Raw genomic sequence first — 15,576 nt, forward strand, 5'->3', positions numbered from 1 at the left:
CCGTCCTGCCCGCCCCCGGGGTCGCCGAGTCGACCGGCGGCCCCTGTGGGCCGAATCCCCCCGGCCCTGAAGGAGGAGAGGCAGTTATGTCTCGCAGTATCAAGGCGGCCGTCGCGGCCGCCGTGCTCACCGCCGGTACGCTCGTCGGACTCGCCACCGTGACGTCCGGCGCCGCGGCCGCGGCCGACTGCGGCGTCCTGTTCGACGACTTCAACTACACCTCGTCGACCGATTCCTCGCTCACCGCCCACGGCTGGGTGCCGCGCAGCTACCAGGGCGGTCCCGGCGTACCCGGGGCGGTCTGGAGCGCCGCGAACATCACGTTCCCGTCGTCGGGCATCCTGCAACTGAACTCCGGTACCGACGGCACAGGTGCCGGTACCACCCACGCCGAGATCTACACCAGCCAGAAGCGCTACTTCGAAGGCACGTACGCGACGCGTATCCGGTTCACGGACACGCCCGCGAGCGGCAACGACGGCGACCACATCAACGAGACGTTCTTCACGATCAGCCCGCTCAACGGGGACCTCGACCCGACCTACTCCGAGCTCGACGTGTCGGAGTACCTGCCGAACGGCGGCTGGGGCGAGACCGGGCCGATCAACTACCAGACCACCTGGTACACCTACCGCAACGACCCCTGGTACGCCGACAACCAGCACTCCGAGGAGCGCCAGAGCTACGACGGCTGGCACACCCTGGTGGCACAGGTGGCCAACGGGCACGTCCTGTACTACATCGACGGGACGCTGGTCGGCGACCACACGGGCAAGTACTACCCGCGCCAGACGATGACCATCAACTACAACCTGTGGTTCATCGACACCGCGGCGCACACCGGCGGGACGAGCAAGTACATCGAGCAGGTGGACTGGCTCTACTTCGCCAAGAACCAGGTCGTCGCACCGGCCGACGCGACCGCCAAGGCCGCCGCGTACCGGTCGGCCGGCACGGGCTTCGCGGACACGGTGGACGCCGGCGGCACCTGCACCACGCCGTCGACCTCCGCCTCGGCCTCCCGGTCGGCGTCCCCGTCCCCGTCCGCTTCGCGGTCGGCCTCCCCGTCGGCTTCCCCGTCGCGGTCGACCTCGCCGCTGCCGGGCAACTGCTCCGGCGTACCGGCCTGGAACATCAACTCCGTCTACAACACCAACGACCGCGTCACCCACGAGCGCAGCAAGTACGGCGACCCGAACGGGCCGGCGTCCGGCGACGGCGTACACGTGTGGCGGGCCAAGTGGTGGACCCAGGGCTCGGAGCCGGGCTGGACGGCGAACTGGGAGGACCTCGGCCGCTGCTGAGCCGTTCGCCGAGTAGTTCCCCACGTGGCGGGGCCGCCGTGACGGCGGCCCCGCCTTTCGTCGTCCATCGATCACCGCCGTGCCGTGATCTTCGCCGCGGGTAAACCCTCGCGGTAGACGACGATCCCACTCAGGTAGGACGACCCGCGGCCGGCCTGCGGATACGGTTCTTCTGGCGCATGTGCGGCAGGTGGCCGAGCAATCGGGGGATTGCAGTCGATCTTCGGCTGTGGTGCGGCGAGCCGGGTCGCGAGGTGGCGCTGGGACTCCGCCCGGTTCCTCGGCGGCCGTGGCGGGCCCTCCCAGCCCATGTCAGATGGGCATTCCAGGGCATTTCACATTCTTTGAAGATCAAATTCAGGTCCCGGGTTCGTCGATCTCACCTCCGCTCCTCGCGCGGGAGACCGTTCCGGCCCCGGGGGGCCTCCACTGCCAGGTGAGTGGGGCGAAGCATCGTTCACTGCCGTCCGCTCACGGTTTCACCCCTTCACCCCTGGCCTTGACGACTGTCCGGTACGCGTGTTCGGCGGCCCGGACGCGCACGTCAGCCGCAATCGATCAAGGACTCAGCGCCGCCGATCCACATGACGGAAGATCGTTCCCGCATCGCGAACAACGACGAGCCGACCCGCCCAGCCGGCATATCGGACAGTTGCGGAAAGGGCCCGCTGGCGGCGATCTTGCGCGAATGTTCGGGCATTTCTGGCACACCGGACGAAATTCGGGACATTCGCGCAAGATCGTCGGATGGGGCGGCGGGGTCGCCGCGGGCGGGGAGGGCGGGGGAGGGGCGGGGGGAATTTCGGTGGGGGTGGGGTGGTTGTGGGGGCGGAAGGAAAGGGGTGACCTGCGATGAAGGTACGAAGCTCGCTGCGCAGCCTGGCCCGCCGCCCGGGTTCGGTCGTGGTACGCCGCGGCCGCAAGGTGCTGGTGATCAACAAGACCGATCCGCGGCTCAAGGGCCGGCAGGGCTGACAGCCGGCGAACCGGCTGCCGCTGGACATACATCCAACCGTCGCCCGGCCGTTGTGGTTCCCGTTCATGATCATGGTTAGTGTCCGGTCGTGGTCGGGGTTCCCCAGCGTCACCGGGCGACTCTTTCGCTCGGTCTCCTCGCGGCCGCCCTTCTGCTGGCGGCCGGACAACTCGTACTCATTCCCGTGCTGATCGCGGACGAGGTGCGGTGGGGGTGGCTGCTGCTGCCGCTCACGTTCCTCACGACGCCGCTCTGGTCGCTGATCCACGAGGCGATCCACGGCGGCCTGCTGCGTACGCGTACCTGGAACGATCGGGCCGGCCGGGTGCTCGCCGTCACCTACGGCGCCCCGTTCGCGCTGCTCAAGACCGGTCATCTACTGCATCACCGGTTCAGCCGGACCCGGCGGGAGCGTACCGAGATCTACGATCCGGCCGTCACGAGCTTCGCGGGGGCGGCCCGGAAGTACTTCACCCAGTTGCTCGGCGGCCTCTATCTCGCCGAGGCCGCGAGCGTGGTGCTGATGGCCGCGCCGGCGTCGGTGTGGCGGTGGCTGGCCCGGCGTACGGACGCGGAGGGCACGGTCACCGGGCTGGTCTTCGACACCGTGGCACGCCGGCATCTGCGCCAGTTCCGGATCGACGCGGCCGGCATCGTCGTCCTGTACGCCGCGGCGCTCTGGGCGTACGGCCGGCACGCCTGGATGCTGGGCCTCGCCGTGCTGGGCCGGGCGGTGCTGATCTCGTTGGCGGACAACGCCTACCACTACGGTACGCGGCTGGAGGCGCCGCTGGAGGCGATGAACCTGCGGCTGCCGCGGCCGCTGGAGGCGTTCGTGCTGGCGTTCAACCTCCACAACGTGCACCATCAGCATCCGGGCGTGCCCTGGTACGCGTTGCGCGAGCAGTTCCTCGCCGACGGCGACGAATTCCACCTGGACTGGTTCCCCGCGGTGCTCCGGCAGTTGCGGGGCCCGATCCCGGCGGATCGCGAAGACGTGCGTCCCGTGGTTCGATGGCCGGATGGATCTTCTCCGCGACCGCCTGGTACGCAACGGCTTCAGCCCGCTGACCGTTGAGGGCGCGGCCGGCGGGGTGGTCGCGCAGGCCGCCCTGGTGACATTCGCCGACGGCACGCTGGCCTTCGCCAAGACGTTCGCCGATCCCGGCCCGGACCTGTTCGCGGTCGAGGCCGAGGGCTTGTCCGCGTTGCGGGCGGCCGCGCTCGCGACGCCCGAGGTTCGCTATGTCTCCCCGGATCTCCTTGTGCTGCAGCCGATGTCGCCGAGGCCGGCGGACGGGCGGTTCTGGGAGCGGCTCGGCCGTGAGCTCGCCCGCCTCCATCTGTCCACAGTGAATGACCGCTTCGGCTGGCACCGGGACGGCTGGCTGGGCCGGCACGTCCAGGAGAACTCCTGGGACTCCGACGGCCACCGGTTCTTCGCGGAGCGGCGCGTACTGCGGTGGCTGCGCGAGAAGCCGGCCGAGGACGCGTTCGACCCGGCCGACCGGCGGGCGCTGGAACGGCTCTGCGTACGCCTGCCGGAACTCGTGCCCGCGACGCCGGCCAGTCTGACGCACGGCGACCTGTGGTGCCAGAACGTCCTCGCCGACACCGTCGGGGCCCCGGTCGTGATCGATCCGGCCGTCTCCTACGCGTGGCCCGAGACCGACCTCAGCATGCTGTACGCGTCGCCCCGGCCGCCCGAGTCGGATCGGCTGTTCCCGGCGTACCAGGAGGTGCGGCCGCTCGACGACGGCTGGCGGGAGCGGATGGCGTTGCTGCACCTGCGGGAGCTGATGAGCACGATCGCCCACGGTGACGACGACTGGGGTGCCGCCGCCGAGGTACGCCGGCTGACCGGGCCGTTCAGAGTACGCGGGTGACGCCCTCGCGGGCCATCCGATCGTCGAGCCTCGTCCGGTTCAGGTTGGCGCACAACACGACCGAGGCGCCGAGCACCATCGGGGCGAGCAGCCAGCGCACCGGGTTCTCGTGCTCGGTCGCGTCGACGAGGACGCGGTCGCCGGCCCGGATGCCGGCCGAGTGGCCGATCTCGGTGGCGAGCGCGGCCCAGGCGCCGTGGCTCGTGCCGTCGACCGTCGCCGGCGCGGACGGCAGGACCTGGCGGTACGGAGGCGGGCTGTCGGCGTACCGCTGGATCTCGGTGACGTAGTCGAGATAGCCGAGCGGGACGTCGGCCAAGGGCGCACCGTGGGGGGCGAGGCCGAGCACGTAGCGGTGGGTGGCGTCGGGGATGTCCTCGATCCACGAGCCGATGCGGTGGCGGGCCACGAAGGTCGCGTCGAGCGGGTCGTTCGCGCCGGGGCCGAGCGGGGCCAGCCCGGCGGTGGACTCCGGCCGCAGCGACAGCGCCATGCCGGCCGCCCACGCGCCGAGCAGGACCGCGGCGGTCTGCCAGTGCGGCGGGAGCAGGACGGCGATCCGGCTGCCCGGCCGCAGGCGGCAACCCTCGCGCAGCATCCCGGCCGTACGCGCCGACCAGGCGCCGAGGTCGGCGGCCGACAGCTCGGTACGCTCGCCCGTGTTGTCGTCGTAGTAGGTCAGGAGCATCCGACCAGGCTACGCCCGACCTTCGTACGCGTCCCGTAGCCCCTGAACGTCGATCTTGCGCATTCCCATCATGGCCTGGACGACGCGGCCCGCCTTGGCCGGATCCGGATCGTTCATGAGCTCGATGAGCGTCTTGGGAATGATCTGCCAGGAGACGCCGTACTTGTCCTTGAGCCAGCCGCACTGGCTCTCCTCGCCACCGTCCGCGAGCAGGGCGTTCCACAGCCGGTCGACCTCGGCCTGGCCGTCGCAGTCGACGTAGAACGAGATCGCCTCGGTGAAGGGGAACTCGGGGCCGCCGTTGAGCCCCACGAAACGCTGCCCGGCCAGCTCGAACGTGACCGTCAGCACGGTGCCGTCGGCGGTGTGGGCGACGTCGACGATGCGCCCGTCGGAGAAGATCGAGACGTAGTGCTTCGCGGCCTCCTCGGCGACCCCGTCGTACCAGAGATAAGGCGTGATTTTCTGCGTCATCCACCCATTCTCGCGGCGCGTACCGACAATTTTCCGCGTGTCGTGAAAAGCATGCAGGTCAGGGGCCTGGATCGCGGCGAATTTCGGCACTGGCTGAAATACGGCAGCCACCGGCTTTCCGCAGCGCCACACTTGTGGTGCACTGTGCCCTGGTCAGTGGAGAGGGATCAGCGCAAACACTCGGGAGCAGCGGTGGTCGAACCCCTCGTCGGGGCGGTGCTGAGCGGGCGGTATCGCCTGGTGCAGCCGATCGCGACCGGGCAGTCGGGCGGCGTCTGGGAGGCGCACGACGACGTGCTCGGCCGTTCCGTCGCCGTGCGCGAGCTGCGGCTGGGCGCCGACGTGCCGGCCGCGGTCCGGCCCGGACTGCTGCGCCAGGCGGCCGCCCAGGCCCGGGCCACCGGCCGGCTCGCCCACTCGGGCATCGTGACCGTCTACGACGTCCTCGAGGACGACGACCGCGCGTGGATCATCATGCAGCGGGTCGTCGGCCACTCGCTCGCCGACGACGTGGCCGCCGACGGGCCGTGGTCGGCGCCCCGGGTCGCGCGGCTGGGTCTGCAACTCGCCGACGCGCTGGCGGCCGCGCACGCGACCGGCCTGGTGCACCGCGACGTGCGGCCGACCAACGTGCTGCTCGCCGACGGCGGCGGCCCGATGCTGAGCGACCTCGCCACGCCGCAGATCGCCGCGGTCGGTGCCGTGGCCGACCTCGCCGCGACCCACCGCGCGGCCGGCTACGCGGCCCCCGAACTGTCCCGTCGGGAGCGGATCACCGTCGCCGCCGACTTCTACAGCCTCGGCGCGACCCTCTACTTCGCCCTGACCGGACGCGTACCGTCGGGCGGGAGCACGCCCTGGCCGCAGCCGGACAGCCCGGTCGCGGACGTGATCATGAGCCTGCTCGCCGACGATCCCGCCCAGCGCCTTCCCCTGTACGCGGCCGTCGACCGGCTCACCTCGGTCGTCGGAGCCGTGAGCGCGGAGTCCGCCGAGATCCCGGAGAGCGTGGAGGCGCCGCGGCCCGGCCGGCTCCGCCCGACGCCGCTGCCGCCGATCGAGGTCTCCCAACCGCCGCCGGAGTACCCGCGGTCGCGGCGCCGGACCATGCTCGTCGCGGGCAGCCTGGTCGCCGTCCTCGCCGTCGCCGGGGTGGCCTTCGCGCTGCGGCACTCGTCGGCGCCGGCGGACTCCCCGGGTACGCACAACGCCGGCCCGCAGCCGACGGTGTCCCCGGCCGCCACCGGCCCGGACACGATGAGCCCGCAGCCGCCGTCCGGCGTGAAGGTGTCCGGCCGGACGACGACCGCGATCACGCTGGCCTGGGACCCCGCGATCGACGACGTCGGCGTCATCGAGTACCGGATCTCCCGCAACGGTACGCAGGCCGGCACGTCCCCGACCCCCGGCTATGTCGACAGTGGACTGAAGGTCGACACGGGCTACACCTACACCGTGGTGGCGGTCGACGCGGCGGGCAACGTCTCGCTGCCGAGCGCCAAGACCGCCGCGCGTACGCTCAAGGTGCCCGACGTCCGCAAGCCGACCTCCCCGGCCAGGGTACGCGTCGTCGGCCGGTCGACGACCTCGATCGCGCTGGCCTGGAACGCCGCCACCGACGACGTGGGCGTGACCGACTACCAGGTCTTCCGCGACGACCGCCGGGTCGGGAGCACGACCCGGCCGAAGTTCACCGACGAGGGCCTCACTCCGGAGTCGACCCACTCCTACACGGTGCGGGCCGTCGACGCGGCGGGGAATCTCTCGGCGTACAGCGGGCGGGCCTCGGGGACGACGCTGAAGACGCCGGACACGACGGCCCCGTCCGTCCCGAGTGGACTGACTGCGCTGCGGACCACCACGTCCTCGGTGTCCCTGCGGTGGAACCCGTCCATGGACGACGCCGGCGTCGTGGACTACCTCGTGGCCCGGGACGCGCTCGCGGCGGTGACCGTGGACACGACGTCCTATGTGGATTCCGGTCTGGCGATGGGCACGTCGTACACCTACTCCGTCAGCGCGCGCGACGCGGCGGGCAACGTCTCGGCACCGGCCAAGCTCACGATCACGACCGTCAAGCCGCAGGTCGTCGGGCTCACCACGGTCGCCGGCGGGGGAGCCGCACCGGGCTGCCAGGTCACGGTACGCACGACGGTCGCCGTGTCGGCCGGCCCGGTGACCGTGCAGCTCGCGGTGACGATCAACGGCGCGAGCAGTTCCACGAGCGTGGTCTTCACCGGCAGCGGCCCCCAGTCGCGCCAGGTCGACGTGGGGACCGCGGCGTCGGGCAGCGACGGCAGCGCCACCGTGAGCTCCACGACCCCCAACGCGGTCGACTCGTCCGCCGACTGGAACGCCCAGGCGGGCTGCCAGCCGGGCTTCACGCTGACCGACGCGGCCGCCTCGGCCGGCGACTGCGGCACCTCGCCCGTCCAGGGCTCGATCACCATCGCCGCCCAGCACAACGCGGGGCCCGTCGCGTACACGGTGGTGATGAACGTGGACGGGCAGGAGGCGGCGAGCACGACGGTGACGGTGAGCCCACACGACTCGCAGCCCGTGGCCCTGACCTCGGCCACCGCGTACGCCGAGGGGACGCACACGGTGAGTTTCACGGTGTCCGGCGCGAGCGGCAGCCGAACGGCCGCCGCCGGCGACGTAACGGTGCTCGCGTGCCCCCAGCAGGGATGATTAGCATGCGATCATGCACCCGCTCAGCCTCTGCCTCTGGATCCTCGCCGCCGCCTGTGCCACGACGTGGCTGCTGTCCCTGATCACGCACGAGCATTCGTGGGTCGACCGGATCTGGTCGCTGATCCCCGTGGCGTACGTGGCGGTCTACGCGGGTGCGGCGCACTTCCGGGACGCCCGGCTCAACGTGATGCTGGTGCTGGTCACGCTGTGGGGAGCGCGGCTGACCTTCAACTTCGCCCGCAAAGGCGGCTACAGGCCGGGCGGTGAGGACTACCGCTGGCAGGTCCTGCGCGGCCGGATGCCCCGGTGGCAGTTCGAGCTGTTCAACCTGTTCTTCATCACGGTCTACCAGAACGTCCTGCTGCTGCTGATCTGCCTGCCGGCCCAGGTCGCGTACAAGCACCAGGGCGGGTTCGGGCTCGGGGACGTGGCGGCCGCGACGCTCTTCCTGCTGCTGCTCATCGGCGAGACCGTGGCCGACCAGCAGCAATGGAACTTCCACGCCTGGAAGGCCGCCGAGACCGCCGCAGGGCGTACGCCCGATCCCCGGTTCCTGCAGTCGGGACTGTTCGCGTACTCGCGGCACCCGAACTTCTTCTTCGAGCAGGCCCAATGGTGGGTCGTGTACGCCTTCGGCGCGCTGGCCCTCGGCCGGGTGTTCCACTGGTCGATCATCGGCGCGGTGCTGCTGAGCCTGCTGTTCGTCGGGTCGACCCGGTTCACCGAGAGCATCTCGCGCTCGCGCTACCCCGAGTACGCCGACTACCAGCGCCGGGTCTCCGCGGTGATCCCGTGGTGGCCCAAGGCGGCCGGGGCGGCGGTCAGCCGATCACGATGAGCAGGACCTCGTCCTCGTCGAGGCCGGCGATCGAGTCCGACAGGACGGCCATGCTCTCGTCGATGGCCGCGGTCAGCTCCTCGTCCTCGAAGCCGTAGCCCATGTCGTCGAAGTACGCGGCGATCTCTTCCAGCGCGTGGTTGGCCGGATCGAGGTCGGGCAGGAAGCTCTTCTGCTCGGCCGTGATCAGCACCGCGTAGGAGAGCAGTTCGCTCAGCGACTCGGTGTCGGCGTCGAGCTCGGGCGCACCCAGGTACGCGCCCCGCTCGTCGAGGTACTCCAGCAGGTACAGCATGCAGTAGCCGGACCAGCCGTAGTCGTCGTGGACCCGCCGGCCGTGCTTGCGGATCGCCGTCATCAGAGCATCGGCGTCGTCGGCCCGGACCAGGTCGTCCAGATCGGAACGGTGCAGGACGTTGAACGTGGCGATGGCGGACAAGGGGTTCCTCCTCGCGAGGCGTACCGGCGAGGAATCCTCTCACGCCCAGGTTGCCGATGACGCCCCGGTCGCACGGTCCGGATCCGGACTCCCCACGCTGTTCCCGAGCTCAGTTCGACTGGGCGATCTGCAGGAGGTTGCCGCAGGTGTCGTCGAGCACCGCGGTCGTGACCGGCCCCATGTCCACCGGCTCCTGCACGAACTTCACCCCCAGGGCGGACAGGCGGGCGAACTCGGCGCGGACGTCGGCGACCGCGAAGGAGTTGACCGGGATGCCGTCGGCCATCAGCGCGGCCTTGAACGGCTTGGCGGCCGGGTGGGCGTCCGGCTCCAGCAGCAGCTCGACCCCGTCCGGGTCCTCCGGCGAGACCAGGGTCAGCCACCGGTGCTCGCCCATCGGCACGTCGTGCTTCTTCACGAAGCCGAGCTTGCCGGCGTAGAAATCGAGAGCCTTGTCCTGATCGTCGACGAGGACGCTGGTGACAACAACGCGCATCATTTCTCCTCAGTGGACGGCAGCCATCGTGCGACGGCCTGCCGGAGCGGCGTGAGATCGAGATGGTGGAACTTGTAACGGCCGTCGCGCCTGGTCACGACCAGGCCGGCCTCCTCCAGCACGGCCAGATGCTGCGAGACGGCCTGCCGGGTGGAGGCCAGGCCGTGGCGCATGGCCAGGCGGGAGCAGATCTCGAACAGCGTCTGGCCGTCCCGCTCGGCCAGCTCGTCGACGATCTTCTGCCTGGTGGGGTCGGCGAGCGCCCGGAAAACATCCCCCACAGGCCCACCATAGGCAAGCCGTCACTTGCCTGTCAATCACCGCCGTCCCCGCGCCCCACGCCGCCCCCCTCACGCCCGGCCCCCTTGCGCCCGGCCCCCTTGCGCCCGGCCCCCTTGCGCCCGGCCCCCTTGCGCCCGGCCCCCTTGCGCCCGGCCCCCTTGCGCCCGGCCCCCTTGCGCCCGGCCCCCTTGCGCCCGGCCCCCTTGCGCCCGGCCCCCTGGCCCCCGGCCCCCTTGCGCCGCCCCTGCGACGATCTTGCGCGAATGTACCGGCTTTTCGGGCATTTCAGGCAGAATTCGAGGCATTCGCGCAAGATCGTTGGGAGTGGACGCAAGGCCGCCGGGGGTGGACGCAAGGCTGCCGGGAGTGGAGGCGAGGCCGCCGGGAGTGGAGGCGAGATCGTCGGGAGTGGGTCAGAGGCAGCGGCGCAGGAGCGCGGTGAGCGTCGCGCGTTCCTCGGCGGAGAGCGGCGCGAGCACCTCGGCGGTGACCGCCTCGGCCGTCTGCTCACAGGCTTCGAGCTCGCGGACGCCGCCCTCCGTGAGGGTCACGAGGTGCCGGCGGCGGTCGGCGGGATCGCGCTCCCGCCGGGCCAGGCCGGCCTGCTCCAGGGCGTCGATCGTGCGGACCAGGTCGCTGGGGTCCTGGCCGAGAAGATCGCAGAGGTCGCGTTGAGAGCTGGGGCCGCGTTCGGTGAGGGCGGCGAGGACCGCCATCTCGCGGAGCGTCCGGCCGCGTCCGGCCAACTGGTCCATGAGGCGCCGGCGGCCTCGCTTGCCGAGCTGGGAGAGCTGGTAGACGGGGAGGGAGTGGAGGCGGTCGACCATGGGTTCAGGATAGTTGGTAAGTTACCACTATGGCTAACTACCCACGAATCTACCCGCGCGTCATCGCCGACGACTTCGCCGCCACCGTCCGCTTCTACACCGAGACGCTCGGCCTCGCCGCCGAGAAGGTCGTGCCCCAGTTCGAGTACGCGAGCTTCGACTTCGACGGTGAGACGGGTCTGGCGATCCTCGGGCGCGCGGCGCTCGGTGCGGCGGTCGCGACCGAGCCCGGCCGGGGTGCGGGGATGATGCTCGTCCTGGTCGTGCCGGACGTCGACGGACTGGTCGCGCGGTTGCCCGCCGAGGTGGTCGTCGCCCCGCCGGCCGACCGTCCAGGATGGAACCTCAGGTCGGCGTACGTGCGCGATCCGGAAGGCAACCTCGTGGAGATTCAGACCTACTGAAGTGGTTGACGCGCTCGTTGTACGCAAGTTAGTTTTACTTCCGAAATAAGTACCGCGATAGCCGGGAGTACGGGCGTGAGCAGCGAAAACGGGCGTGTCTTGAACACCGCCGACTACCCCTACTATCGCGATGATGCCGAGGTCTGGGCCGACCGGCTGCGCGCCCTGCGCGACGACCTCGGCATCACCGTGGTCACCTGCTACATCCCGTGGCGGCACCACCAGCCCGTGGCCGGCGAGGCGCCCGACTTCACGGGCCAGACGCATCCGAGCCGCAACGTGGTCGGCTTCCTGGAGCTGTGCCAGGCGGCGGGGCTCACGGTGATCGCGAAGCCGGGCCCGTTCATCCACGCCGAGACGACCTACGGCGGCCTGCCGGACTGGGTCGGCCCGATCGCGGACGAGCGCATCGAACCGCTGCTGGACTCGGCCGGGCAGCCCTCGCGGTGGGGCTGGGACCTGCCCGAGCACCCGTCCGGGCGGCCGCTGCCGGCGCCGTTCGGAGCAGTGTTCTCGGCGTACACGCGGGAATGGCTGGATGCGGTCGGGCGGCAGGTGCTCGACGGGCGGCTGTTCCCCGAGGGGCCGGTCGCGATGATCCAGATCGCCAACGAGGGCATCTACACCAACGGCGCCCGTGAGGTCACCGCCTTCGACTACAGCCCGTCGGGGCTCGCCTTCTACCGCGAGTGCCTCGCCGAGTGGTACGGGTCGGTGGACGCGTACAACCTGCGGCACGGGACGGGTTTCGGGTCCTGGTCCGACGTCGACGGGCCCCGGGCCTGGGATGCCAAGCACCCTCTCGTTTACGCCGACTGGGGCCGGTTCCACGACGCGTACCTCGGCCGGGTCTATCGCATGTGGACGGACTGGGTCGGCGTCGACGTCCCGACGGTGGTGAACCTCAACCCGCCGACGATCAAGGAACTCGACGACTGGCTGGCCCGCGTACGCCCGGCCGGCTGGGACCGCATCGACTACGGCTTCACCAACTGGATGGGCGTGGTCTCGACCGACCTGGACGCGCACGCCCGCTACGTGATCGCGGCCAAGCTCGCCCCCGGCCCGAACATGGAGGAGAACTGGGGCTTCTCCGAGCTCTACGACCGCGCGTACGCCGACGCGGCCACGAGTCACCACCAGACGCTGCTGGCGCTGGCCGCCGGGGCGACCGGATTCAACGTCTACACCGGCGTCGGCACCTCCGGCTGGCTGCGGGAGCTGGACGACCAGCACACCGAGCCGTACCCGGACTGCTCGCCGATCGCCGAGGACGGCTCGGCCACGGTGAAGGCGCCGGTCGTGAAGGCGCTCGCGGACTTCTTCGCCCGGCACGGCGACGAGTTCCTCGCCTGCGTCCCCGAGACCGGTGGCGCCTTCGGCCTCTACCGCCCGTACGCGGGGATCGCCGCCTGGTCGGCCGACCCGGACGTGCCGCAGTGCGGCCGGGTGCTGCGCGCGTACCACGAGCGGATGCGGTCGGCCGGACTCGACTACACGCTCGTCGATCTCGAAGCCGCCACGGCGGACGAACTGGCGGCCGTCGAGCACCTGACCGTCCCCGGTGGAAATTTCATGGCCGAGGACGTGCAACGGAAACTGGCCGCGTACGCCACCGCCGGCGGGCTGCTCACGATCGAGGGGCCGCTGCCGGAGACCGACGAACAGCTGCGGCCGTGCGCCCTGCTGGCCGGGATTCCGCTGGTCGCCGGCCCGACAGCCGAGCCGGGCGCCCGGGTCGTCGCCGGACACGCGGACGTCTACCGGCGTACGGGCGAGGGCGGCGTCGCGTACCTCACGGTTCTTGCCCAGAGTGACAACGACGGCCCGGTGCGGATCGCGGTCGAGGGCGAGGAGCTGGCCTTCACCCTGGCCCGCGGCGGCGCGGCGATCGTGCGGCTGGTCGACGGCGCGCTGGACGACGTCATAGTCAAGGGCACCAATTCGTTCCTGGACAGTGCCGAGGTCGCGGCGGTGACCCACCGGGGCACCATGATCAGCGCGACCGGACCCGGCGACCTGGTGATCATCGGCGGTCTACCGGGTTGATTGTGACGCGCGCCACGAGCTCCGCCCCGTTCGGCGGGGCTCTCGGCGCGCACGCCGATCACTGCGGAGATAGGCTGCCCCGGTGACCGACGAACCCAAGGGATTGCGCAGCCGGGCCTCCAGCATGATCGGCCGCGTGCTGGCCAAGCTGCCGGAGCCGCTCCGCGCGAAGATCCTGCACCACCGTGAAGCGTTGAAGTTCCTCATCGTCGGCGGAACCTGCTTCATGATCACCGTAGTGATCAACTACGCGCTCAAGCTCACGATCCTGGGCGACAAACCGGTCACGGCGCTCACCATCGCCACGATCCTCGCGACCGTGGCCTCCTACGTCCTCAACCGCGAGTGGTCCTTCCGGACCCGCGGCGGCCGCGAACGCCACCACGAAGCCGCGCTCTTCTTCGCGATCAGCGGCATCGGCGTCGTCCTCAACGACGTACCCATGTGGATCGCCCGCTACATGCTCGACATCCGCGTACCGGACGTGACCCGGTTCACCCAGGAGGTCAGCGACTTCGTCTCCGGCATCATCCTCGGCACGCTGCTGGCGATGGTGTTCCGGCTGTGGGCGTTCAAGAAGTGGGTCTTCCCGCACCAGGACGTCCGGCCCGCCGGCAACTCCACGGTCGCGGCCCACCTCACCGCGGGCACCAAGGGCCATCCGATCGTCGCGCCGACCGCGGCTAATCGCCGCAAATCCGGCAATCCTGGGCCTAAGGCTCCGTCCGGGAAGAAGGTCTCCTCCGGCAAGGGCCGGCGCTGACTCGCCCCCTTCGCCCGTCCTTTGCCGCGACTGTCCAACTCCGGCTCGTCTGCCCCGGTCCGTCTGCCCCAGCCTGGTCGGCTTTTGTCGCGACTGTCCGATATGGGCGCTCGGTGGCGGCCGGGGCGGTGATCGTTTACGGCTCAGGTGTAAAACGGCCGCCGAGTGCATGATCGTTTGCGGTTCTGGAGCATGCTGACCGCCTCCGGCTACACCTGATGCGTAAACGATCATGCGGACCGGGCCGGATTTACACCTCACCCGTAAACGATCAAGAGATCGGCGGCATCTGCCCACCTGGCGGAAGATTGTTCCCGCATCGCAGGCGACGGCCGGCGCCGGAACTGCTGGGCCGTGATCCACAGCGCCCGGGATGTACAAACCGCACCCTCGCCCAAGATCGAAAGCGGTTCGGTGTAGGAAATCGCCCCATAGCTACATCCCAGCCGTAGTGGATCGAGGGAGCGGGTCCGAAAACTACATCCCAGCCGCGAGCGATCACCGATAAGCCCACCCGCCCGAACCCCGTATCGGACAGTCGGGACAAAGTCCGGGGGAGCCGACCGCGGGCCCGGCATGATCGCGGCAATCTCCTTGATCATGTAGCGCCATTCCGGCAAAAGAGCGCTCCCCTGCCGAAATGGCGCTACACGATCAAGGTCGACGGGTCCCCGTCGCCGGAATAGCGTTACATGATCAAAGAGTCGCGGCGTGCACCTCCGCCCATACTGGACAGTCGCGACAAAGTCCGACCGGGCCCAGCCGAACCAGCGCCCCCGCCCCCTGAAACCGGCGACGATCTTGCGCGAATGTTCGGGCAATACAGGCACTCCGGACGAAATTCGGGGCATTCGCGCAAGATCGTCGAGGTTGATCGTGGAGTGTGGGTGGGAGGGGGTTACAGGTAGCGGACTGCTATGGAGGCGAAGACGTCGGCGTCGGTGTCCGGGCGGCAGAAGAGGTTGCGCAGGCCGATGGTCGCCGGGTCGTCGGGATCCAGTCCCGCCGAGAGGACGGACGATCGCCAGCGGTCCGTGTCGGAACAGGCGTCGAGCAGTTCGGCGAGGATGATCCGCCGGGTCGACGCCTCTTCGCCGCGGTGCGCGCCGAGCGCGTCGAGCAGCCACGGCCAGCGGACCATGACCTCGACGAAGCGGGCCATCTCGATGCTGTGCCGTTCGATCGCGGTCAGGCTGCTGGACAGGAAGCCCGTGCGGTAGTCCAGCACCATGTAGAACCGCCACAGGTTGACGAACGCCTTGGTCTGCCGCGGGTTGCGGGCGGGCAGGGCGAGCACGGCGGTACGCAGCGCGCGGCGTACGGGGGCGAGGCTTTCGAGGTATTCGGCGAGTTGTACGCCCTGATCCTCGGGCCCGGCGACGGTCACCTCCTCGGTGGACGTGTCGATGTTGACGCCGCCGCCGCTGACGGAGGCCGCCGGCGGGACGGAGACACG

The 15,576-nt window shown here is 70.3% G+C and carries 16 protein-coding genes; 9 read left to right on the forward strand and 7 right to left on the reverse strand.

From position 1 onward, the window contains the following. Positions 1-86: 86 nt before the first annotated feature. From G401_RS0137495 to G401_RS0137510, 4 genes are all read left to right on the forward strand, one after another. Positions 87-1,304 (forward strand): glycosyl hydrolase, encoded by a 1,218-nt coding sequence (locus G401_RS0137495; protein WP_027346524.1) that lies wholly within the window; start codon positions 87-89, stop codon positions 1,302-1,304. 852 nt (positions 1,305-2,156) lie between these two features. Beyond that, positions 2,157-2,279 carry a ribosomal protein bL36 gene (locus tag G401_RS0137500; RefSeq protein WP_027346525.1) on the forward strand — a complete coding sequence of 41 codons (123 nt, stop codon included), beginning with the start codon at positions 2,157-2,159 and terminating at the stop codon, positions 2,277-2,279. 89 nt (positions 2,280-2,368) lie between these two features. Next, positions 2,369-3,358, forward strand: coding sequence for a fatty acid desaturase family protein (locus G401_RS55345; RefSeq protein ID WP_084558059.1), 990 nt, complete (start codon positions 2,369-2,371; stop codon positions 3,356-3,358). After that, on the forward strand, positions 3,303-4,166 hold the full coding sequence (locus G401_RS0137510) for a fructosamine kinase family protein (RefSeq protein ID WP_027346532.1): 864 nt from the start codon (positions 3,303-3,305) through the stop codon (positions 4,164-4,166). The genes G401_RS55345 and G401_RS0137510 overlap by 56 nt, the downstream gene beginning before the upstream one ends. On the opposite strand, the gene G401_RS51145 is transcribed toward G401_RS0137510, so the two are convergent. Further along, the gene (locus G401_RS51145; protein ID WP_051367849.1) at positions 4,150-4,854 is read right to left on the reverse strand and encodes a TIGR03089 family protein; all 705 of its coding nucleotides are present in this window, start codon (positions 4,852-4,854) and stop codon (positions 4,150-4,152) included. The two genes, G401_RS0137510 and G401_RS51145, sit on opposite strands and share 17 nt — an antisense overlap. 9 nt (positions 4,855-4,863) lie before the next feature. Then, a complete protein-coding gene (locus tag G401_RS0137520) occupies positions 4,864-5,328 on the reverse strand; it encodes a VOC family protein (RefSeq protein ID WP_027346526.1) in 465 nt (154 codons plus the stop codon). A gap of 192 nt (positions 5,329-5,520) precedes the next feature. Here G401_RS0137520 and G401_RS53850 point away from each other — a divergent pair, with 192 nt between their 5' ends. Together G401_RS53850 and G401_RS0137530 are read left to right on the forward strand one after the other, a co-directional pair. Next, on the forward strand, positions 5,521-8,019 hold the full coding sequence (locus G401_RS53850; protein WP_051367850.1) for a protein kinase domain-containing protein: 2,499 nt from the start codon (positions 5,521-5,523) through the stop codon (positions 8,017-8,019). Positions 8,020-8,032: 13 nt separating this feature from the next. Then, a complete protein-coding gene (locus G401_RS0137530) occupies positions 8,033-8,860 on the forward strand; it encodes a DUF1295 domain-containing protein (RefSeq protein ID WP_027346527.1) in 828 nt (275 codons plus the stop codon). Here G401_RS0137530 and G401_RS0137535 read toward each other — a convergent pair. The 4 genes from G401_RS0137535 to G401_RS0137550 form a co-directional block, all read right to left on the reverse strand. Beyond that, positions 8,844-9,299 (reverse strand): hypothetical protein, encoded by a 456-nt coding sequence (locus tag G401_RS0137535; protein ID WP_027346528.1) that lies wholly within the window; start codon positions 9,297-9,299, stop codon positions 8,844-8,846. The genes G401_RS0137530 and G401_RS0137535 overlap by 17 nt on opposite strands. Before the next feature lie 109 nt (positions 9,300-9,408). Continuing rightward, positions 9,409-9,795: a VOC family protein gene (locus G401_RS0137540; RefSeq protein ID WP_027346529.1), complete on the reverse strand. Its 387-nt coding sequence runs from the start codon at positions 9,793-9,795 to the stop codon at positions 9,409-9,411. Further along, positions 9,795-10,076: an ArsR/SmtB family transcription factor gene (locus tag G401_RS0137545; protein ID WP_027346530.1), complete on the reverse strand. Its 282-nt coding sequence runs from the start codon at positions 10,074-10,076 to the stop codon at positions 9,795-9,797. Before G401_RS0137545 ends, G401_RS0137540 begins: the two co-directional genes overlap by 1 nt. A gap of 414 nt (positions 10,077-10,490) precedes the next feature. Beyond that, on the reverse strand, positions 10,491-10,904 hold the full coding sequence (locus G401_RS0137550; protein WP_027346235.1) for a MarR family winged helix-turn-helix transcriptional regulator: 414 nt from the start codon (positions 10,902-10,904) through the stop codon (positions 10,491-10,493). A gap of 29 nt (positions 10,905-10,933) precedes the next feature. Here G401_RS0137550 and G401_RS0137555 point away from each other — a divergent pair, with 29 nt between their 5' ends. The 3 genes from G401_RS0137555 to G401_RS51160 all read left to right on the forward strand — a co-directional run bounded on the left by G401_RS0137555 (position 10,934) and on the right by G401_RS51160 (position 14,120). Further along, complete coding sequence (locus G401_RS0137555; protein ID WP_027346236.1) at positions 10,934-11,308, forward strand: VOC family protein; 375 nt, start codon at positions 10,934-10,936, stop codon at positions 11,306-11,308. Between the two features lie 99 nt (positions 11,309-11,407). After that, positions 11,408-13,357: a beta-galactosidase gene (locus G401_RS0137560; RefSeq protein ID WP_027346237.1), complete on the forward strand. Its 1,950-nt coding sequence runs from the start codon at positions 11,408-11,410 to the stop codon at positions 13,355-13,357. 82 nt (positions 13,358-13,439) lie between these two features. After that, positions 13,440-14,120 carry a GtrA family protein gene (locus tag G401_RS51160; protein ID WP_245601996.1) on the forward strand — a complete coding sequence of 227 codons (681 nt, stop codon included), beginning with the start codon at positions 13,440-13,442 and terminating at the stop codon, positions 14,118-14,120. Between the two features lie 898 nt (positions 14,121-15,018). Here the strand turns inward: G401_RS51160 and G401_RS56965 are convergent. After that, positions 15,019-15,576 (reverse strand): hypothetical protein (locus G401_RS56965; RefSeq protein ID WP_027346531.1); only part of this gene is annotated, 558 nt, incomplete at its 5' end.

The organism is Hamadaea tsunoensis DSM 44101, assembly GCF_000428945.1.
In the GTDB taxonomy this organism is placed as follows: domain Bacteria; phylum Actinomycetota; class Actinomycetes; order Mycobacteriales; family Micromonosporaceae; genus Hamadaea; species Hamadaea tsunoensis.